The sequence below is a fragment of the Sodalis sp. RH22 genome (genome assembly GCF_047324165.1).
Lineage (GTDB): Bacteria > Pseudomonadota > Gammaproteobacteria > Enterobacterales > Enterobacteriaceae > Acerihabitans.
The window spans coordinates 4,961,892-4,982,471 of record NZ_CP178731.1 but is presented as its reverse complement, the minus strand read 5'-3'; the positions used below and the strand labels follow the sequence as shown (position 1 = coordinate 4,982,471).

At 59.3% G+C, this 20,580-nt stretch carries 19 protein-coding genes; 7 read left to right on the top strand and 12 right to left on the bottom strand.

Going from position 1 to position 20,580, the window contains the following annotated elements; genetic code table 11:
* Positions 1-6: 6 nt before the first annotated feature.
* The 3 genes from lgt to rppH all read right to left on the bottom strand — a co-directional run bounded on the left by lgt (position 7) and on the right by rppH (position 3,864).
* A complete protein-coding gene (gene lgt, locus ACL2XN_RS22650) occupies positions 7-879 on the bottom strand; it encodes a prolipoprotein diacylglyceryl transferase (protein ID WP_410013680.1) in 873 nt (290 codons plus the stop codon).
* Between the two features lie 195 nt (positions 880-1,074).
* Complete coding sequence (gene ptsP, locus ACL2XN_RS22645) at positions 1,075-3,324, bottom strand: phosphoenolpyruvate--protein phosphotransferase (protein ID WP_410013679.1); 2,250 nt, start codon at positions 3,322-3,324, stop codon at positions 1,075-1,077.
* Between the two features lie 12 nt (positions 3,325-3,336).
* Positions 3,337-3,864 (bottom strand): RNA pyrophosphohydrolase, encoded by a 528-nt coding sequence (rppH, locus tag ACL2XN_RS22640; protein WP_410013678.1) that lies wholly within the window; start codon positions 3,862-3,864, stop codon positions 3,337-3,339.
* A 186-nt stretch (positions 3,865-4,050) separates the two neighbouring features.
* Between rppH and ACL2XN_RS22635 the strand changes: the two genes are divergently transcribed.
* The 5 genes from ACL2XN_RS22635 (at position 4,051) to ACL2XN_RS22615 (ending at position 7,473) form a co-directional block, all read left to right on the top strand.
* A complete protein-coding gene (locus ACL2XN_RS22635; protein ID WP_413729518.1) occupies positions 4,051-4,284 on the top strand; it encodes a hypothetical protein in 234 nt (77 codons plus the stop codon).
* Positions 4,285-4,554: 270 nt separating this feature from the next.
* Positions 4,555-5,247: a DNA mismatch repair endonuclease MutH gene (gene mutH, locus ACL2XN_RS22630; RefSeq protein WP_413721345.1), complete on the top strand. Its 693-nt coding sequence runs from the start codon at positions 4,555-4,557 to the stop codon at positions 5,245-5,247.
* A gap of 83 nt (positions 5,248-5,330) precedes the next feature.
* Positions 5,331-6,053: a TerC family protein gene (locus ACL2XN_RS22625; protein WP_410013676.1), complete on the top strand. Its 723-nt coding sequence runs from the start codon at positions 5,331-5,333 to the stop codon at positions 6,051-6,053.
* Between the two features lie 24 nt (positions 6,054-6,077).
* Positions 6,078-6,296: a YgdI/YgdR family lipoprotein gene (locus tag ACL2XN_RS22620; RefSeq protein WP_410013675.1), complete on the top strand. Its 219-nt coding sequence runs from the start codon at positions 6,078-6,080 to the stop codon at positions 6,294-6,296.
* Positions 6,297-6,432: 136 nt separating this feature from the next.
* Positions 6,433-7,473: an NADP(H)-dependent aldo-keto reductase gene (locus tag ACL2XN_RS22615; RefSeq protein ID WP_413729517.1), complete on the top strand. Its 1,041-nt coding sequence runs from the start codon at positions 6,433-6,435 to the stop codon at positions 7,471-7,473.
* A 46-nt stretch (positions 7,474-7,519) separates the two neighbouring features.
* Here the strand turns inward: ACL2XN_RS22615 and lplT are convergent, their stop codons facing one another.
* From lplT to ACL2XN_RS22595, 4 genes are all read right to left on the bottom strand, one after another.
* A complete protein-coding gene (gene lplT, locus ACL2XN_RS22610; protein WP_410013673.1) occupies positions 7,520-8,725 on the bottom strand; it encodes a lysophospholipid transporter LplT in 1,206 nt (401 codons plus the stop codon).
* On the bottom strand, positions 8,722-10,878 hold the full coding sequence (gene aas / locus ACL2XN_RS22605) for a bifunctional acyl-ACP--phospholipid O-acyltransferase/long-chain-fatty-acid--ACP ligase (protein WP_413721348.1): 2,157 nt from the start codon (positions 10,876-10,878) through the stop codon (positions 8,722-8,724). Before aas ends, lplT begins: the two co-directional genes overlap by 4 nt.
* A 9-nt stretch (positions 10,879-10,887) precedes the next feature.
* The gene (locus tag ACL2XN_RS22600; RefSeq protein ID WP_413729516.1) at positions 10,888-11,607 is read right to left on the bottom strand and encodes a GNAT family N-acetyltransferase; all 720 of its coding nucleotides are present in this window, start codon (positions 11,605-11,607) and stop codon (positions 10,888-10,890) included.
* Positions 11,608-12,016: 409 nt separating this feature from the next.
* Positions 12,017-14,278 (bottom strand): molybdopterin-dependent oxidoreductase, encoded by a 2,262-nt coding sequence (locus ACL2XN_RS22595; RefSeq protein ID WP_413727739.1) that lies wholly within the window; start codon positions 14,276-14,278, stop codon positions 12,017-12,019.
* Positions 14,279-14,482: 204 nt separating this feature from the next.
* On the opposite strand from ACL2XN_RS22595, the gene galR reads away from it, so the two are divergent.
* A complete protein-coding gene (galR, locus tag ACL2XN_RS22590) occupies positions 14,483-15,484 on the top strand; it encodes an HTH-type transcriptional regulator GalR (RefSeq protein WP_410013669.1) in 1,002 nt (333 codons plus the stop codon).
* Positions 15,485-15,499: 15 nt separating this feature from the next.
* Here galR and ACL2XN_RS22585 read toward each other — a convergent pair whose 3' ends face one another.
* The 5 genes from ACL2XN_RS22585 to ACL2XN_RS22565 all read right to left on the bottom strand — a co-directional run bounded on the left by ACL2XN_RS22585 (position 15,500) and on the right by ACL2XN_RS22565 (position 19,944).
* Positions 15,500-15,964, bottom strand: a complete 465-nt coding sequence (locus tag ACL2XN_RS22585; RefSeq protein WP_413721350.1) for a GNAT family N-acetyltransferase — start codon at positions 15,962-15,964, stop codon at positions 15,500-15,502.
* Positions 15,964-16,719 carry a GntR family transcriptional regulator gene (locus ACL2XN_RS22580; protein WP_413729515.1) on the bottom strand — a complete coding sequence of 252 codons (756 nt, stop codon included), beginning with the start codon at positions 16,717-16,719 and terminating at the stop codon, positions 15,964-15,966. The genes ACL2XN_RS22585 and ACL2XN_RS22580 overlap by 1 nt, the downstream gene beginning before the upstream one ends.
* 98 nt (positions 16,720-16,817) lie before the next feature.
* Positions 16,818-17,135, bottom strand: coding sequence for a PTS sugar transporter subunit IIB (locus tag ACL2XN_RS22575; protein WP_413721351.1), 318 nt, complete (start codon positions 17,133-17,135; stop codon positions 16,818-16,820).
* Positions 17,136-17,146: 11 nt separating this feature from the next.
* Positions 17,147-18,583 (bottom strand): glycoside hydrolase family 1 protein, encoded by a 1,437-nt coding sequence (locus tag ACL2XN_RS22570; protein WP_413729514.1) that lies wholly within the window; start codon positions 18,581-18,583, stop codon positions 17,147-17,149.
* A gap of 8 nt (positions 18,584-18,591) precedes the next feature.
* Entirely contained in the window at positions 18,592-19,944 is a 1,353-nt protein-coding gene (locus ACL2XN_RS22565; protein WP_410013664.1) for a PTS sugar transporter subunit IIC, read from the bottom strand.
* A gap of 195 nt (positions 19,945-20,139) precedes the next feature.
* Here ACL2XN_RS22565 and ACL2XN_RS22560 point away from each other — a divergent pair, with 195 nt between their 5' ends.
* Positions 20,140-20,463 (top strand): PTS lactose/cellobiose transporter subunit IIA, encoded by a 324-nt coding sequence (locus ACL2XN_RS22560; protein WP_410013663.1) that lies wholly within the window; start codon positions 20,140-20,142, stop codon positions 20,461-20,463.
* Positions 20,464-20,580 lie beyond the last annotated feature (117 nt).

The following is a 20,580-nucleotide window of genomic DNA, read 5'->3' as shown; positions in this document are numbered from 1 at the left end:
GTGACCTCAGGACAGTTGTTGCTGGGGGCGGCGGCGGTAGGCCCAGATAAACATAATCAGACCGGCGATAATCATCGGCAACGACAGGATTTGCCCCATGCTGATGGCATCGTCGAATAATCCGAGCTGCGCGTCGGGCTGGCGGAAAAACTCCACGATAATGCGAAACGCGCCGTACCCCATCAGAAACAGGCCGGAGACGCTGCCCAGCGGGCGCGGCTTGCGGATAAACACATTCAGGATGATAAACAGCACCACGCCTTCAAGCAGCAGCTCATAAATTTGCGAGGGATGGCGGGGCAATACGCCATACTGGTTAAACAGCGCCTGCCATTGCGGATGCGAAGGCAGCAGGGCCAGATCCTCGGCGCGCGAGCTGGGAAACAGCATCGCCCACGGGGTATCCGTCGTTACGCGCCCCCAAAGTTCGCCGTTGATAAAATTGCCCAGCCGGCCGGCGCCCAGGCCGAAGGGGATCATCGGGGCGATAAAATCCGCCACCTGGAAGAAATGGCGTTTGGTGCGGTGGGCAAACCACAGCATCACGATAATAACGCCCATCAGGCCGCCATGGAACGACATGCCGCCGTCCCATACCTTAAACAGATAAAGCGGATTCTCGAGGAACTGCGGCAGGTTATAGAACAGCACATAGCCGATGCGTCCGCCCAGGAACACGCCCAGGAACCCGGCATACAGCAGATTCTCCACTTCATCCTTGGTCCAGCCGCTGCCGGGCCGGTTGGCGCGGCGCACCGCCAGCCACATGGCAAAGACGAAACCGACCAGGTACATCAGGCCGTACCAATGGAGCGACACCGGTCCCACGGAAAAAATCACCGGGTCAAACTGCGGGAAGGCCAGATAATTCATTGTCATTCATCACCACGATTTAAGTCATTTTCACCGCGTCGGTGCGACGGGGCGGCAGGCCGTTCGGTCACGAAAAAGCGTTGCGTCGCCGTGCGCCTGGTTCGTCCGATGGCGGCATATCATAGCATAGCGGCCTAATGTTCGCGGCGGGGCGACGGAAAATTTACGCGTTTTTAATATCGGGTTGCGCCGCCGGCCGTCCTACCTGCCGCCGCGGATAAGACCGCCCAGCCCGCGGCGCTCCAGAAACGCCGCCACCTGATGACGCACATCGATGGCATTTTGCGCGGTGAGCACCCGTTCCACCAGGGTAACGGCGTCGCCGAGCTCCACATTACGCAGCAGGTATTTGATGCGGGCGACGCTGCGTCCATTCATGCTGAGGGTACGATAACCCATGCCGGCCAGCAGCAGCGCGCCCATGGGGTCGCCGGCCATTTCGCCGCACAGGCTGCAATCGAGCCCCAACAGACGGCACTCGGCGACGATTTTCACCAATACCTGCAGCATGGCCGGATGCAGGCTGTCGTACATGGCCGCCACCCGGGTATTGTTGCGATCCACCGCCAGCAGGTACTGGGTCAGGTCATTACTGCCCACCGAGACAAAATCCACCCGGTTGATCAACAGCGGCAGCATAAACACCATGGCGGGCACTTCAATCATCACCCCGATGCGCAGCGGCGGCAGCGCGTACCCCAGCATGTCCTCCACCTCGCGCCCGGCGCGGTCGATGAGGCGCCGCGCCTCGTCGATTTCGTCGACGCTTGTGATCATCGGCAGCAGGATACTGAGATTACCGGTAGCCGCGTTGGCCCGCAGCATGGCGCGCACCTGGATGAGGAAAATTTCCGGTTGATCGAGCGTGATGCGGATACCGCGCCAGCCCAGGCAGGGATTTTCCTCATTAAGCGGCGCCATATAGGGCAGTTGCTTATCCGAGCCGACATCCAGCGTGCGCAGCGTCACCGGCTTGGCCGGGAACAGCTGCAACATGCCCTGGTATTGCGCGACCTGTTCATCCTCGGACGGAAATCCGCTTTGCAGCATAAACGGAATTTCGGTGCGGTAGAGGCCGACGCCGTCCACGCGATTGCCCAGACGCTGTTCATGTCCGGCGCTCAGGCCGGCGTTAAGCATCACCTGGATGCGCTCGCCGCTTTTCATGGTCGCCGGCTGTTCCACATCGTCTTCCGCCAGGCGGCTGAGCTGTTTTTCCTCGCTGATTAAACGCTGGTACTCTTGCACCAGTACCGGTTCGGGATCCACCAGCAGCTCGCCGCGATAACCGTCCACCACCAACAGCCGCTGGTTTAGCAGCGCCGGCTGGATATCGGCGCCCATAACGGTTGGGATGCCCATGGCCCGCACCAGGATGGCGGCATGGGAATTGGCGGCGCCGTCCCTAACCACCACGCCCACCATTTTGTCCTGCGGCATCTCGGCCAGCAGTGTGGCGCTCAGCTCATCGGCCACCAGGATAAAACGCGACGGCCAGGGCGTCTCGCCCTGGATGTTATCGCCCAGATGAAACAGCAGGCGTTGCCCGAGGGCGCGTAAATCGCCGGCGCGCTCGCGCATATAGCTGTCATTCAACTGCGCGAACTGCTCGGCGAACAGCTCGATAACTTGTTTTACCGCCCATTCGGCCATGGCGCCGGCATCGATTCGCGCAAACAGCTCACGCTTTAAGCGCGCGTCGTTAAGCAAATGGGAGTAAAGATCGAAAATCGCCGCGCTGTCTTTTTGCGCATTGGCGGTGAAACGCTTGCTAAAACGGCGGAACTCCGCCGCCGCTTCGCCGAGGGCGAGCGTCAGGCGCTCGCGCTCGCGCGCGCTGTCCAGCGACGAAGCTTGAAAAACCTGATCGAGCGAAGGCTGGCTGTTGTCCACCCACCCCTGGGCTATCGCCACGCCGGGGGCGGCGGCCAGCGCGCGGATGCGCGTCTGGCGGTATTGGCCGAACAGCGCGTTGAGCTGGGATTGCGACAAAATACCGGCCATTTGCGTGGCCAGCGTCACCATAAAGGATTCTTCGCTTTCGTCGAACTGCCGATGTTCGCGCTGCTGCACCACCAATACGCCCAGCAGTTGGCGGCGGTGGATAATCGGCACGCCGAGGAAGGAGCGGAAACGCTCTTCTTTTACCGCCGGAATGTACTGGAAGCTGGGATGGTTATGGGCATCGGCCAGGTTGATGGGCTCCGCCAGGCGGCCCACCAGCCCGACGATCCCCTGGTCGAAAGCCAGCGTGATGGTGCGCCCGCGCGGTTTTTGCAAACCACGCGTGGCCATCAGGTAGTAGCAGCGGCGATCGTTATCGGCCAGATAAACCGAACAGACTTCGGTATCCATCGCCAGACAGGTCTCATTGACCAGAATTTCCAGCGTATCCGACAGGCGCGGCGCGGCGGCGACCTTTTCAACGATTTCCCGCAAGCGCGTGAGCATATTCTGCGTGGCTTAACCCCTCTTCCGTCTGTAGCCTGGGAGAGTCCGTTGCACAGCGCTTTCCTGCAACGGCATGACAATAGTAGAAAACTCTTTCATTACCCGGCGGTAAACGTCCCGCTTAAAAGAAACCACCTGGCGCACCGGGTACCAGAAACTGACCCAGCGCCAGCCGTCGAACTCAGGGGTGCCCCCGCGCTGCATATTGATATCGGCGTCCGGGCACATGAGCTGCAGCAGGAACCATTTTTGCTTCTGGCCGATACAAACCGGCTTGGTGTCCCAGCGTACCAGACGCTTCGGCAGCTTGTAACGCAACCAGTTACGGGTGGAGGCCAGTATGCGCACATCCTTACGGCTCAGCCCGACCTCTTCGTACAGTTCACGGTACATGGCCTGTTCCGCGGTTTCGCCGGGATTAATGCCGCCCTGGGGAAACTGCCATGAGTGCTGCCCATATCTCCTGGCCCATACCACCTGCCCATCACGATTACAGATCACAATACCAACATTCGGGCGGTAGCCATCATCATCGATCACCGGACTACCTCGATTACATAAAATGCAAGATAGCCTGATTGTTTCACACTCGCTCAATACGGTAAACCACTGCTTTTAAGGAATGTCCGACTTCCTGGACGTCGAATGGCGTCCGGATGCGGCATGGTTATCAACAGCCGGGGATAACTGCCGGTGCTTTTATTCACTTTTTCTGTGGATAGGTATGTGCAGAACACTGGGTTAAAGAGGGAAAACTTTTCGCCGCGCGCCGGCTTTGCAAAACGCGCCGCGGGAAAACACAATGATTTTCAATCGCCTGTTGCCGGATCCCGCCGTGGGAACGATCGTGCGGGATCCGCCTATCCACCGGTTGCGCGCGATGAGGTTAAAAAACAGACGATGATGATTTTATCCACAAATTATGCTGTAAAGCGCGGCGATATATGTACAAACCTGTAAAAAACAGGGGCGTCAAGGCTGTAAATAGTGACAGTAGTGCCAGTTTATTAGGTTTATCCCATACTTCTGTGGATAACATGGTGTAAGATCCTGTTCATTGTCGCCCGCTTCAGGTGTACAACCTCGGGCGCGCCGGCGGCAAAACGCGATCGGCGCTTAAAAAAGAGTGTGAAATCATGCTATTATTTATGGCTGATGATTAAATGCCGATCCTGGGTCGGACGGCCCCGGCGGCCGATTAGTTTTTATACAGCACGCGGATAACTGTTTATGACCCTTCCCCTCATCGCCACACCGATCCTCCCGCCGGGGGACGAAATAGAGCTATTGGCGCGCGCCAGCGCCCTGGCGGGCTATAATCTGGGTGAACTGGCGGCGCACGCGGGCCTGGTGCTGCCGGCCAACCTGAAACGTGATAAAGGCTGGATCGGCGTCTTGCTGGAACGTTACCTGGGCGCCAGCGCGGGCAGTAAACCCGAGCAGGATTTTGCCGCCATCGGGGTGGAACTGAAAACCATACCGGTCGACAGCCGCGGCCGCCCCCTGGAAACCACCTTTGTCTGTGTCGCGCCGCTGACCGGCAACAGCGGCGTCACCTGGGCGTCCAGCCATGTCAGGTATAAGCTGGCCAGGGTACTGTGGATACCGGTGGAAGGCGAACGCGCGATCCCGCTCACCCGGCGCCGTATCGGCACGCCGCTGCTGTGGAGTCCCAGCGCCGAGGAAGAATCGCTGTTGCAAAATGACTGGGAGGAATTAATGGATTTAATCGTACTCGGGCGCGTGGAACATATCACCGCGCGCCACGGCGAGGTGCTGCAGTTGAGGCCCAAGGCCGCCAATAGCCGGGCGCTGACCAGGGCAATCGGCGAATTCGGCCAGCCGATCATGACGTTACCGCGCGGGTTTTACCTGAAAAAGACCTTCACCGGGCCAATGCTGGCACGGCATTTCCTGATGTAAATGCATTTTACCTTGCCTGCTGCCCTTTGGACCTGTTTATAATATTCGTTTAAGCTTCGTTTACATTTAGGTAATGGATCACAATGTTTGATTGGATCGTGGATCCCGATGCGTGGCTGGCGCTGGGAACACTGACTGTTCTGGAAATCGTCCTTGGTATTGATAATATCATTTTTCTCTCCCTGGTCGTCGCCAAGCTGCCCGCGAGACAGCAAGCCAAAGCCCGCCGTCTGGGCCTGTTCGGCGCCATGGTCATGCGGCTTTGCCTGCTGGCGTCCATTTCGTGGGTGATTCGCCTTACCTACCCGTTGTTTACCGTTTTCGCGACCGAGGTATCGATCCGCGACCTGATATTACTGCTGGGAGGATTGTTCCTTATCTGGAAATCCTGCCGGGAGATCCACCAGGCGCTGGAAGGGGGCGAAGCCGATCAAAGCACCAATGTCAGTTCGTTTCTCGGCGCCATCACGCAAATCATGCTGCTGGATATTATCTTCAGCCTGGATTCGGTGATCACCGCCGTCGGCCTGTCCAATCACCTGTTTATCATGATGGCGGCGGTGGTGATCGCGGTAGGCGTGATGATGTTCGCCGCGCGGCCGATAGGAGAGTTCGTCGCCCGCCATCCCTCGGTCAAGATGCTGGCGCTGGCGTTCCTGATTTTAATCGGCTTTACCCTGATCCTCGAAAGCGTTGATATTCATGTACCTAAAGGCTACATTTATTTTGCGATGTTTTTCTCTATGGGCGTCGAGGCGCTGAACCTTCTCAGGAATAAGAAAGTCAGCCACGCCCGTCGTAATTGATCCAATGCTTAACATGGACATAACATGAATAAAAAAGTGGCAATCGTATCGGCGGTGTTATTCACCGTCATGCTATCGGGCTGCGCCAGTGATTATGTGATGGCGACCAAGGACGGCCGGATGATTTTGACCCAGGGCAAACCTAAACTGGATAAGTCCACCGGCCTGATTCGCTATACCGACGAGCAGGGCAATGATATGCAGATTAACGGTAATGAGGTATCGCAGATGATCGCGCGCTGAGCGTTCGGCGCCCTTGTCGGTTAAACATCCCCGCCCGCCCATTTTGCGCTTTTCCCCGCGCCCTGGCTTGGTTATAGTCTGATCGGGCGGCGCCTGTTGACGCCTGATCTTTTCAGACATTAAGGAACAAGCCTCAATGCATTATCACCGTATTCCCCATAGTTCACTAGAAGTCAGCGTTCTGGGATTGGGCACCATGACCTTTGGCGAGCAAAATACGCAGGCCGATGCCCATGCGCAGCTGGATCATGCCGTTGCCGCCGGGGTGAATCTGATCGACACGGCTGAAATGTATCCGGTGCCGCCGCGCCCCGAAACCCAGGGACTGACCGAAACCTATATCGGCAATTGGCTTAAGCAACGGGGCGGACGGGAAAAGGTGATCCTGGCCAGCAAAGTCGCCGGCCCCACGCGCGGCAATGACGCCGGCATCCGGCCCCAGCAGATACTGGATCGCAAGAATATCCGCATGGCGCTGGACGCCAGCCTGCAGCGGCTGGGCACCGATTATCTCGATCTCTACCAGGTGCACTGGCCGCAGCGCGCCACTAACTGCTTCGGCAAACTGAATTACCAGTACACCGACGAAAAACTGGCGGTAACCATACTCGAAACGCTGGAAGCGCTGGCCGAGCAGGTACGGGCGGGGAAAATCCGCTATCTCGGCATCTCCAACGAGACGCCCTGGGGCGCCATGCGTTATCTGCAGTTGGCGGAAAAGCACGATCTGCCGCGCATCGTCACGGTGCAGAATCCCTACAGCCTGTTGAACCGCAGTTTTGAAGTGGGCATGGCGGAAATCAGCCAGTTTGAAGGGCTGGAGCTGCTGGCCTATTCCAGCCTGGCCTTCGGCACGCTGACCGGTAAATACCTCAATGGCGCCAAACCGGCGGGCGCGCGCAATACGCTGTTCAGCCGCTTTACCCGCTACAGCGCGCCCCATACCCAGCAGGCGATTGCCGAATATGTGGCGCTGGCGCAGCGCTACGGCATTGACCCCGCGCAGATGGCGCTGGCGTTTGTGCGCCGGCAACCGTTTGTGGCGTCTACCCTGCTGGGCGCCACTTCCCTGGAACAGTTACAGACCAATCTCGATAGCCTGGAACTGACGTTAAACGACGAGATTATCGCCGAACTGGAATACATCCATCAGCGCTTTACCATCCCGGCGCCTTAACCCGCACGGAGCGGCGCTATCGGTCGCTCCGCGTGTCGCCACGGCTTCAGCCGGCGGTTTTGCCGGCGCGGGTGGTCAGCCACAGCAAGGCAATCGCCAGCGCGAATACGACGCCGAAGCCCACCCCGATAATCACGGCCGGCACGCCAAGCCTGACCACCAGCGAATACAGCCCCAGCATCAGCAGCATGGCGATATTCTCGCCGAAATTCTGCACCGCGATGGCATTGCCCGCGCCTACGCTCTCCTTGCCGCGCTGTTGTAGCAGCGCATTTAACGGCACGATAAAAAAGCCGCCCAGGATACCGATCAGCGCCAGCAGCAGATACGACGGCAACAAATGATGTTGCAGGCAAAGCGCCACCACCACCACGCCCATCAGGATGCCCGCCGGCATGCAGCGCCGTACCGTCTCAAGCGTGACCAGCCTGGCCGCGGCGCCGGCGCCGAACACGATGCCCACCGCCACCATGGCGTTGAGGGTGGTCGGCGTGGCGTTATCGTTAATGCCCAGCGCCACCGGCACCCAGAGCACCAGCAGGAAACGCAGGGTCACCCCGGCGCCCCAGAACAGGCTGGTGCCGATCAGGGAAAAGCGGGTGTAGCCGTCGCGCCAGAGCAGGCGGCAGGCGGTGCCGAAATGGCCCGCCATGCGCGCCGGATGCCAGGAGCTGTCCTTGCGCGCCGCGGGCAGGCGCGGGATAAACAGATTGGCCGCCACCGCCACGCCATAGGTCAGGGCGCAGACCGCCAGCGCCGTGATCAGATGCCAGTCGGCCAGTACCCCGCCGGCCACGGAACCGGTCAGGATGGCGGCAATGGTCGAGGCTTCGATCAGGCCGTTGGCCTTGACCAATTGCCCGCCCTGGGTCAATTCGCCCAGAATGCCGTATTTGGCCGGCGAGTAAGCCGCCGCGCCAATCCCCACCAGGCAATAACCGATAAACGGATTAAAACCGAAACAGATAAGCAGCGCGCCGGCAAGCTTCAGGGAATTAGCCGCCATCATCACCCGGCCCTTGGCGAAATTGTCGGCGAATTGGCCGACAAAGGGCGCCAGCACGATATAGGCGGCGACAAACAACATTTGCAGCACCGGCTGGCTCCACGCCGGATATTGCTGTTCCTTGATCAATGCAATGGTGGCGAACAGCAGCGCATTATCGCCAAACGCGGAAAAAAACTGCGCGGACATGACCGCCAGCATCGGTCGGGATAATACGCCCGCCGGAGTGGTTACAGATGGGTTCATCCCTGTGGCTCCGTGGCTTCCGCCATTTTTTTCAAGGCTACATAATCGGGCTTGCCGCTGCCGAGCAACGGCAGCGCGTCGAGGTGGCGGATATCCCGCGGCACGTAGATTTCGGCAATACCGTCCTGCCGGGCCTGCTGGAACAGCTTCTCCCGCGTCAGCGCGGCATCGGTGGTAAACAGCACCAGGCCCTCGCCCTTGGCTTTATCGTTTTTGGCGGATGCGCCGTGCCGTGCGTCCGGCGATACCTTCAGGGCCAGTTGCTCGACGCTTTCCAGGGACACCATTTCGCCGGCCAGCTTGGCAAAGCGTTTTACCCGGCCCTGGATGGCGCAAAATCCCTGGGCGTCCAGGGTGACGATATCGCCGGTGTCGTACCAGCCCTCTTCGCGCACCCCCTGTTCGTTGTCGGCCGCCGGCGTTTCCAGGATGCCGGGATGTTCCACCCGCAGGTAGCCGCGCATGATATTGGGCCCGCGCAGCTGCAGCCGCCCGCCTTGTTCAATGCCCGGCACCGCGATGATCCGCGCCTGCATGCCCGGCAGGATCTGGCCGACGGTATGAGGCTTCGCCGCCAGCGGAACATTGATCGCCACCACCGGCGCGCATTCCGTGACGCCATACCCCTCCAGAATGCGGATGCCGAACTTTTCCTGCCACAGCAAGCGGGTGTTTTCGGACAATTTTTCCGCCCCGGCGACCACATAACGCACCCGGGCGAAATCATACTGGTGGGCCAGACGGCCGTACTGCGCCAGGAAGGTGGAGGTGCCGAACAGCACGGTACAGTTCTGGTCGTAAACCAGCTCGGGAATAATACGATAATGCAGCGGGCTCGGATAAAGCAGCACCCGCGCCCCGGTGAGCAGCGGGGTCAGCAAACCGACGGTGAGGCCGAACGCATGGAACAGCGGCAGCGCCGACATAAATTTGTCACGCGGGGTGAAATCGGCCACCGTGCGGATTTGCTCGATATTGGCCAGGATGCCGTCATGGGAATGGACCACGCCTTTCGGCGTGCCTTCCGAGCCGGAGGTAAACAGCACCAGCGCGCTGTCGCCGGGCTGTTGCGCCACCTCGGCCCGGTCCGGGAACAGTAAATGCCCAAGGATCCACAGCTTATCCCGCAGCGTCACCTGATCTTTTAGATCCTCCAGATAGACCCAGCGCGCCCCGGTTACCTGTTCCGGCAGGCCGGCCAGCTTGGCTTTGTCCAGGAACTGGCGGGAAGTGACGATAGTATTGATGGTGGCGGCTTTAAGCGCGTTGTTGATGCCGCTGGCGCCGGAGGTATAGTTCAGCAACGCGGGAATGCGTCCGCGCAGACCGGCGCCGAGGATAACGGCGGCGGTAATGGTGGCGTTGGGCAGCAGCAGGCCGACATGCTCGCCGCGGGCGGTAAAACGTTCGAGAATCCGGCTGACGCCGAAGATTTTTTTCAATAATCCGCGATAACTGTCCGGACTGAAGGCGATATCCTCGATGCAGGGCTTGCCGACGCCATAGCGCCGGGCCGCCGCCAGCAGCGCCTGATACAACGTCTGCCGGGGCCGGGAGGCCATGCGCGCCTCCATCATGATGCGATGCAGGTTCTCGCCGGCCAGCCGGCGGCGATCGCGCGCCCTGGGCGCCGCGGGCATCGGCAGGGACACCGGGGCCTGCAGATGAAGGGTGATTTTGGGAAACCAGTGGCGCTTGATGATGCCGCCCATGCGGCTGAACGGCGTCAGTTCCGGCCCATCCAGCCAGACCGGCACCACCGTTGCGCCCGAACGGGACGCAACGAACGCCGCCCCATCGTAGATTTTCATCAGCGACCCGGTGACCGAAATGCGCCCCTCGGGGAAGACCACAATCGGCCGGCCGCTGCCGACATACTTGATAAGCTGTTTAATACTGAGCGGCTTGGTGGGGTCGAGCGGCAGGATATCCACATAACGTTTTACCACGCGCATATACCATACGTCGGTAATCGTGGAATAAATGGCGAATACCGGTTTTACCGGCAAAAACAGCGCCAGCAGAATACCGTCCATAAACGAGACATGATTCGGGGTAATCATGATCTTCGGCTGCTGCAATACCCGCGTATCGCCAACCAGTTCCACCCGATAAAGCAGCCGGAACAGCCGGCGCAACACAGAAAAAAGCATACCATCTCCTTATTGGTTTGCGGACCTGAAATCCGCCAGCGGCCGCTTTTGCCTGCCTTCGGCGCTAAAATTATCGCTATCCAGCCAGGCCCGCAACGCCCAGCCAACGGCCGGCCATTCGCTGTCGATAATGGAATACCAACAGGTATCGCGATTGTGTCCTTTGGCCACCACCGCCTGGCGGAAGGTGCCCTCGTATTGAAACCCCAGCCGGCGGGCCGCCTGGTTGGAAGGCTGGTTCAGGCTATGGCATTTCCATTCGCAGCGCCGGTAACCCAGGGTGTCAAAGCTATAGCTTAGCAGCAGGCTGATGGCTTCGGTGCCGCAGGGTGATCGTTTCATCAGCGGCGACCAGTTAACCCAGCCGATTTCCAGCACGCCGTTGGCCGGGTCGATGCGCATCAGCGCCACCGAGCCCGCCGCCAGCCCGGTAGCCTGGTCGATGACCGCGTAAAACAGCGGATCGCCGCTGGCCGCATTGGCGGCGATCAGGGCATCGCACGCGGCGAGGGTCGCCGGCCGGCGGCGGGAAAAGTAGGTCCAGTCGCGTTCGTCGGCGATACTGTGCCAGGCGCTGAACAGCGCCGGGCTATGGGTTAACGCCAGCGGCTCCAGGCGGCAAAAACGCCCGGCCAGGGTAATTTTTTGCGGCAGCGGACGGGACTGCCAGTCCGCAAGCCGGGCGCCGATAGGCTGGCCGTATTCATTTACCAACGTTGCCTGTTGCATAATGTGGTCCTTTTGCCTGGTAACCGGTGAAGAGAAAAAAAAGCGGCGCACAAAAGGTATTACAACCTAAAAGCGGTCATACATAAAGTCCGGGATAACAATAGCGTGCGGCGGGAACTGAAAAGCGCGGGCAAAAAAAAACCTACGCATCCGCGTAGGTTGGTGCAACTGAAATGGTTTCAACATACAGAGTATGCTGATTTCTCACCAATCAATACCTCTGGGAGTACCTACTCTATAGTCCGTCACCCGATTACACTACCGCATAATCGCAAGATTACCGCTCGAAATGAAACCAACTGTAAAATTTACCCCATCATTGATTCCATTCGGCCAGGTTATCGCCCGGACCGTCTAAAACAATGCGGTCGCGGCTGGTCACGGCCGGCGGCGGCGACGGCGTTCAGCCTTACCGCCTGCGCACTTCCACCAAGCAACCCATGGCGTTGGGGCCCTGGGTCAGCGGCGAGGTGCCGATATCCAGCGTCAGCGCATTGGGATTGCCGGACTGTTCAATACCGGCCTCATCGCCCTGCCGCCCCGGCGAAAACCAGGAGCCGGTGGCCATGAGGATAACGCCGGGCGCCACCCCGTCATTATGCCTGGCGCCCGCCAGGATCCGGCCGCGCTGGTTATACACCTCCACTATTTCGCCGTCCTGGATGCCGCGGCGGCGGGCATCGTCGGGATGAATATGGAGCGTCTCCTTGCCGGCGGTTTTATTTCCCTGGGCCAGGGGCGCGGGATCAAGCTGGCTATGCAGCCGATCTTTAGGCTGCAGGCTAATCAAATGCAGCGGATAGGTTGCGGCCAGCGCGCTGCCCAGCCATTCCGCCGGCGGCTGCCATTGCGGATGCGGGGCGAAATCGGCATAACCAAAACCGGCGATGGCGGCGCTGAACAGCTCGATGCGCCCGCTCGGCGTTTTCAGCGGATGCGCGAGCGGGTCGCGGCGAAAATCCCCCAGCAGGATAAAATCCTGCGCGGGCGCGGGCACCTTGATATGGCCTTCCCGCCAGAACTGCGCGAACGCCGGCCACGCATGGCCGGCGCGGGCGTGGGATTCGGCGCTTTGGCGGTAGAGATGCTCTATCCAGTCCTGTTCGTCCCGTCCGCCGGTAAATGCCGCGCGATAGCCCAGGCGATCGGCCAGATCGGCGAAGATATCCATATCGTTACGCGCCTGGTGCCGCGGCTCCACGGCCTTATGCATCGCCAGCACGTAACTGTCGCGCGAAGACCCGCCGATATCGTTGCGCTCAAGGGAGGTGGTCGCCGGCAGGACGATATCGGCAAGCTTCGCCGCCGGCGTCCACCAGATATCCTGCACCACCACGGTATCGGGTTTGCTCCAGCCCGCCAGCAGGCGGTTAAGCTGCTGGTGGTGATGGAAGGGATTGCCGCCCGCCCAGTGGATCATATGGATATCCGGATAGCGCCGGTCCTCGCCCTGAAAGGTGTAATGTCCGCCGGGATTGAGCAGCATATCGGCGATGCGCGCCACGGGAATGGTCAGGCCGGCGGCGGCGTTCGGCCCCAGCGGCAGGGTCGGCGCCTGGGCGTCCAGGCGCGGATTGCCCACGCCGTTCATCGAACCGTGGCCGAAGGCAAAACCGCCCCCCGGCAGGCCAACCTGCCCCAGCATGGCGGACAGGGCAATCACCATCCAATAGGGTTGTTCGCCCCGGTGCGCCCGCTGGACGGCGTAAGAACAGGTCATAAAACTGCGCACGCCGATAAGCTGGCGCGCCAGGCGTGCAATGCGCGCCTCGGGTATGCCGGTAATGGCGCTGGCCCAGGCCGGCGTTTTGCCGATGCCGTCATCCTGCCCGCGCAGATAGCCGGCCAGCTGTTGATATCCGACGCAATAGCGGGCCAGAAAGGCGTCATCCTGCGCGCCGAGGCGCTGGATTTCATAGGCCAGCGCCAGCATCAGCGCCACGTCGGTGTTCGGGCGGATGGGGATCCACTCCGCCTGGAGGAACGCCGGGCAATCATCACGGGTCGGACTGATGTTGATAACCGGCGTGCCTTTAGCCGCCAGTTGCTTCAGCCAGGGTTTCAGCGTGTGCTCGGCCGCGCCGCCCGACGAAACCTGGGCATTCTTCAGCGCCAGGCCGCCAAAGGCGATAAACAGCTGGCAGTGCGCAATCACGCTGGGCCAGGCGGTGACGCGCCCGGTTAACGGACTGAAGGTGCCGATGACATGCGGCAGGAAAAACTGCGCGGCACCCCAGCTGTAGTTGCCCGCCTGGTCTACCGCCCCGCCGCCGGCAAAATAAAAGCGCCTGACCAGCGAGCGGGCATGATGGACACGGCCGGCGGAAGACCAGCCGTAGGAGCCGGTAAAAATGCCGGACGCGCCGTAGCGATCGCGCACCCGCCGGTTCTCATCGGCAATCAGGTCCAGCGCCACATCCCAGCTGACATCGACAAAGGCTTCCCGGCCGCGCAGCGCGCCGTCGCTGCGCTCCCTTTTTTGCAGCCAGGAGCGGCGCACCGCCGGCTGGCGGATCCGCTGGTCCGAGTATAGCATCGGCGCGATGGAGTCCAGCAGCGGCGACGGGTCCGGATCGCCGGCGAAGGGCTCGCAGCCGATTAACCTGCCGTCCTCGACCACTGCGGTAAACGCCCCCCAATGGGCCAGATGGGGGAAACGTGAAATAGCCATGCTATTGGTGTCTTGTTCAGGAATTGAAACATAAAACTAACATTAATCGCCCCCCCGCCACAAAGCAGAAAATCAGTCGCGGCGATAATTTTCATTTATCCCGCAGCGATCACCAAAGCTGTGCGCCAACGCCTTGCATCGGCGGGCTTTTTCCGTAAAACTTAATAATGTAAACGATTACCCTATTGAGAGCTTGTAAGCGATATGGCCACCATAAAGGATGTAGCTAAACTGGCGGGTGTATCAGTCGCCACAGTCTCGCGCGTTATCAATAATTCACCGAAGGCCAGCGACAATTCCCGCCAGGCGGTGCTTGGCGCCATGGAAGAGCTGCAATATCATCCCAACGCCAATGCCCGGGCGCTGGCGCAGCAATCCACCGAAACGGTGGGGCTTATCGTCTCGGACGTATCCGATCCTTTTTTCGGCGCCATGGTCAAGGCGGTGGAGCAGGTAGCCTATCGCACCGGTAACTTTCTGCTGATTGGCAACGGCTACCATATCCTGGAGCAGGAACGGCAGGCCATCGAGCAGTTGATCCGCCACCGCTGCGCTGCGCTGGTGGTTCATGCGCAGATGATCCCCGAAGAGGAGCTTAACGCCCTGATGGCGCATATTCCGGGCATGGTGCTGATTAACCGTATTCTGCCGGCCTATGCCAGCCGCTGCGTGGCCCTCGACGACCGTTATGGCGCCTGGCTGGCCACCCGCCACCTGATTCAGCAGGGCCACCGGCGCATTGCGTTTATCTGTTCAAGCCATCCCATTTCCGACAGCACCGATCGATTGCAGGGCTATCTGGATGCGCTGAAGGATCATGATATCGAGGTGGATGAGAAGCTTATCGCCTACGGCGAACCCGACGAGGTGGGCGGCGAGCAGGCCATTACCAGCCTGCTGGGGCGCGGGCGTAATTTTACCGCCATCGCCTGTTACAACGATTCCATGGCCGCCGGCGCGCTGGCGGTCCTCAGCGATAACGGTATCGACGTGCCGGAGCAAATCTCGCTGGTCGGCTTTGACGATGTGCTGATTTCACGTTACCTGCGACCGCGCCTGACCACTATCCGCTATCCGGTGGTGGCGATGGCCACCCAGGCGGCGCAGCTGGCGCTGGCGCTGGCGAACGGGGACCCGCTGCCGGAGGTGACCAATACCTTCAGCCCGACCCTGGTAAGGCGTCACTCGGTCGCGCCGCCGCCTTAAGCGGCGACCGCGGATTTACCGCGCGTCCGCGCGCAGCTGATAGAGATGCACCGGCATATCGGGATATTCGATCCCGTCGCCGATATAGTCCCAGCCGTGGCGTTCATAATAGCCGGTAAAGGTGGCATACAAATACAGGGAACCGAAACCGGCCCGGCGGCTGAAATCCTGCACAAACGCCTGCAGCTGCCGTCCCAGGCCCCGCCCCCGGTATGCTTCATCGACATACAGCGCCGCCAGCCAGGGGGTGAGGTCCTGGCGGCTCAACAGATCGCTGCGCCACAGGCCCACGGTGCCCACCGGGCGGCCGTCGTCAAGGGCGATAAAGGTGATCGGCAGGCCGTCCCGGCGCATGCCATTGTCGACGATGGCGGCATAGAACCCCCGGCCGGCGCCGTGGCCGAAAGCGCGCCATAACCAGTCGGTCACCTGTTCTTTATGCCGGGCATGGTCCGCCAGCGGGGCAATCACCACCGGCATCAGACCAGTTTTCCCTGGAAAATGGGCACCGATTCAAACAAAAAGCCGTCGAATTCCGGCGCATCGGCATCGGAAATTTCCATCAGGGTGTTTTTGACGCTTTCCATATGCTGCCACATGCACTGGTAGGAGGCCATCACGTCGCGCCGGCGCAGGGCCACCAGAATATTCTGATGATCCGCCAGCCAGCGCAGCCGCAGGGAACGCGTATCTATATGGCTGTAGAGCTGCTGCCACAACGCGCTGGATTCCTGCCGCAGCCAGATGGATTTTACCGTTTCCAGCAGCATCTGGTTTTGCGTGGCGCCGGCAATCAGCTCGTGAAACAGCTTATCGTTATTCTCGCTGCGCTCGTTGGTAATGATATCGCGCTGCTCCTGCTCCAGCGTCCGGCGCAGGTTTTCAATGTCCATTTTGGTGGCCATTTTGGCGGCGAACGCGGCGATATTGCTCTCCAGAAGCTGGCGGGCCTGCAGCAGTTCAAACGGCCCCACCTCGCTTTCAAGGTAATGGGTTCCCTCGGTATCCGCGCCCGGAATGCGTATCACATATACGCCGGATCCCTGGCGGATATCCACCACCCCCTCCAGCTCCAGCATCAGCAGGGCCTCGCGGATAATGGTGCGGCTGACGCCGTAGGTTTCCGCAATATTACGCTCCGGGGGCAAACGCGTACCGATCGGGTAATGACCTGACTGGATCTTCTGCCGCAGATCCCGGCCAATTTCCTGATACTGTTTTTTTTCCTGCAACATCACACCTTCTTCCCCTCGCCCGTTAACGCGTAGCCTCAAACACGATATGCCCGCGACAGGACGGCAGGCTTGCTTCCTGCCGTTTGCCGGCGCGCGGGCTAGTGTAACAAACCCAGGGCCTGATCGAGTACTTTCGCGCCGTTTAAAGTGCCATAGGCCACCGAATCGATTACCGCGATGGGGATCTGGTATTCATCGGTCAGCTTTTTGTTTTCCGCCAGTTTAAAGCGCACCTGCGGCCCCAGCAACACGACCAGGATATCGTTGCCGAACGTTTGCAGCTCATCGCGCAGGTTTTGTTCGGGGATGGCGTAAATCTTGTATTCCAGGGAGCGGCTGGCCGCTTCCTTTTCCATTTTGGTCACCACCAGCGAGGTGGACATGCCCGCGGAACAGGCCAGGACGATACGTTTCATAGGTATTCCTCTTATTTATCTTCGTCATCGAGCGTTAACGCCAGGGTGCGGGTAGCGCTTAAGCGGGCGAACCAGGCGGCGGATTTTTTCGGCTGCCGGCGCAACTGTTGCTGCAGGTCGATTTCAATCAGACCATAGCGGTTTTTAAACGCGTTCATCGGCGAAACATTATCGGTAAACGCCCAGAGCATATAACCCAGGCAGCGCGCGCCCTCCTCCCGGGCTTTTAACGCCCAGTACAGATGTTCGGCGATAAAGTCGATGCGGTAATCATCCTGGATCACGCCGGCGGGGTCTTTAAAGCGTTCCTCATGTTCAACGCCCATGCCGTTTTCGGCGATAAACCAGGGCATATCCGGATAATCGCGGTTCATCCGCTGCGCCATGTCATAGACAATCCGGGGATGGATTTCCCAGCCGCGCGAGGGATTCATCCGCCGTCCCGGCAGCTCGAACGGCTCATAATAATATGCCGGATGGAACGGGGTATTGTCATTCCACTGGCGGCTGGGGGCCTTGACCCGATGGGGATAATAAAGATTAATCCCCACCTCATGCACCGGATAACGGCGGATAATATCCAGTTCCTGCGCGTCGTACTGCCACTCGACCCCATGGCGGCGCAGCAGTTCCATTAACTCCGGTGGATAGACGCCCAGCAGCAGCGGATCGAGGAATACCCGGTTATAAAACAGATCGTAGAGATGCGCCGCCCGCTGGTCATGGGGAGCGCTGGAACGGGCATAGGTCACCTCCGGATTAAGGATAACCCCGAGCGATCCGCCGCCGCGCCGGTAGCCTTGTTCTTCAAACAACTGTACCAGCCGGGCGGTGGCGATGATTTTATGATGGTTCCACTGCATCCATTTATGGGTATTCTGTTCATAGGGATAACGCAGGGCATCCAGGTAAACCCGGGTCTGCACCACGATCGGCTCGTTAAAGGAAAACCAGCGCTTCACCTTGCCGGCATAACGCGCGAACACTTTTTCCGCGTAACGGACAAACAGTTCCACCACCCGCTTCGACTGCCAGCCGCCATGGCGTTCCAGCAGGCAGGCAGGCAGCTCGTAATGCTCCAGGCAGATCATCGGCTCAATACCCTGCCTGATCATCTCATCAAGAAAATTATCGATATAGGCCGCATAGTCTTCATCGACAATCACCTGCTCGTGATCCACCAGGAAACGCGACCAGTTGATCGAGGTGCGGTAATGCGTCAGCCCGGCCTGCTTCATCAGCGCCACGTCTTCGGCGTAGCGATGGATAAAATCGGTGGCCACCGCCGGGCCATAGCCGTTATGCCAGACGTGGCGGTCCTGCTGGTACCACAGGTCGAGATAAGAATCCTGGCCCGGCTTCTTGCCGCTCCAGCCCTCGGTTTGCCAGGCGGACGCCGCGGCGCCCAGGATAAAATCCGCCGGGATGGCGATGCTAACCTTGCTCATGTCCGTCCTCACGATGACTTAAGGGTTTGCGCGCGGGATGCTTCGCTCATTTCCGCCGCCAGCTGCGCCTGGTCCGCGCGGCGCGACGCCACCTGGACAAAAGGCAGATAGATCAGGAACGACACCACGATGCAGCACAACTGCGTAATCACCGCGCCCATCGATCCGGCGGTGGACAGCCAGGCGTTAATCAGCGGCGGCGTGGTCCAGGGCACCATCACCACCGCCTTGTCGGCAAAACCCAGGCTGGTGGCGAAATAGCCGATGGTGCCGGTGACCAGCGGCGTAATAATAAAAGGAATGGCCAGGATCGGATTAAGCATGATCGGCATGCCGAAGATCACCGGTTCATTAATATTAAACACCGAGGGACCAAGGGATAATTTAGCGATTTCTTTCATCTCCTTGCGCTTGGATGTAAACAATACCGCCATTAATAATCCGATGGTCAGGCCGGAACCGCCGATGCTCATATACACATCCCAAAACGGCATGGTAATGATATTGGGAATATCCTTGCCCTGTTCAAACGCGGTCATATTGACGGTAATGGCGCCGAGCAATAAAGGTTCGCGAATCGGCTTAATCATTTGGTTGCCGTGAATGCCGATGACCCAGAACATCTGGGCGACGAACATCAGCACCAGGATGCCCGGCAGGCTTTGCACCACCGATTCCAGCGGCTGCTGTACCACCTTATATACCGCATCGTACAGATACATGCCGGTCACGCGCTGGAAGACGAACCCAAAGGTCGCCAGCAGCAGCACGGTAATAATGGCCGGGATCAGGGCGGTAAAAGACGCGGACACATTGGGCGGCACGGTATCCGGCATCTTGATGCGGAATTTATCCACCTTTTCCAGGCGCGAATAAACCTCCACCGATAAAATCGCCATAAACATGCCGAGGAACAGGCTCTTGGTATCCGAGAACTGCCGCGCAAGCACGTCCTTGACCACCATCATCTGGTCGCCGACCATTAACTGCAGCGTGGTCGGCGTGACGGCGATAAAACAAATTACCGCCAGCAGCCCGGGAAATAAGGTGCGGGACCCATTAAGCCGGCCCAGCTCGATACCGATTAGGAATACCGCGCCGATGGTTAAAAAATTCAGGGTGGCGTAGTTAATACTGCTCATAATAGGCTTGAGCGTCGCCAGCGGCGCGAAGAAACTAAAACTGGCGAGGCCGTTAACCGGATCGAGCACCATATTGGAGATCAACACCGAAAACGCGCCGACAATGATGACCGGCATTAAGGTAATAAACGCCGCCTTGATCGCCATAATATAGCGAAAGCTATTAAATTTAGTGGCAAACGATCCCAGAGAATCGATCATACGATCCTTAAATGACATGACACCACCTCATCATCAGTGAGTTAAGCCTATTGATATGCACGTTTGCCGGTAGCCGGCAGGTTTTATTGTGGGTTTGGCATACCAAAAACTAGCGTAACTGAATTTATTTTCTGTGATCATGCTCTCACAAGCCAACATTGGAATTCCAATATGATGAAATTACCAAATTTGGTATACCAATAGAGGTGGCGAATGGAAGATTTTGAACAAACCGTGATGGAATTGCTGATTAACGCCGGCGAAGCCCGTTCCGAGAGCATGAGCGCCATCCAGTCGGCGCGGGAACGCAACTGGGACGAGGCGCGGGAGAGGATGGACGCGGCGCGCCAGGCCTCGCGCCGCGCCCACGCCATCCAGACGCGGCTTATCGGGCTGGATGAGGGAACGGGCAAGGTGCCGGTCAATTTAATCATGGTCCACGCGCAGGATCATTTGATGACCGCCATGCTGTGCCAGGATCTGGCGCAGGAATTTATCCTGCTGCGCCGCGAGCTGGCGGACCTGGCCGCGCGCTGATCCGCACGGGCCTTAAGCCGCGCCGGCGGCGAATGGCCGGCGCGGCCTGAAGCCCGCGGCCATGTCGGTGCAGAACGGTGTTTTAATTTTTAACACTCTTTTAGCGGCCAACCGTTG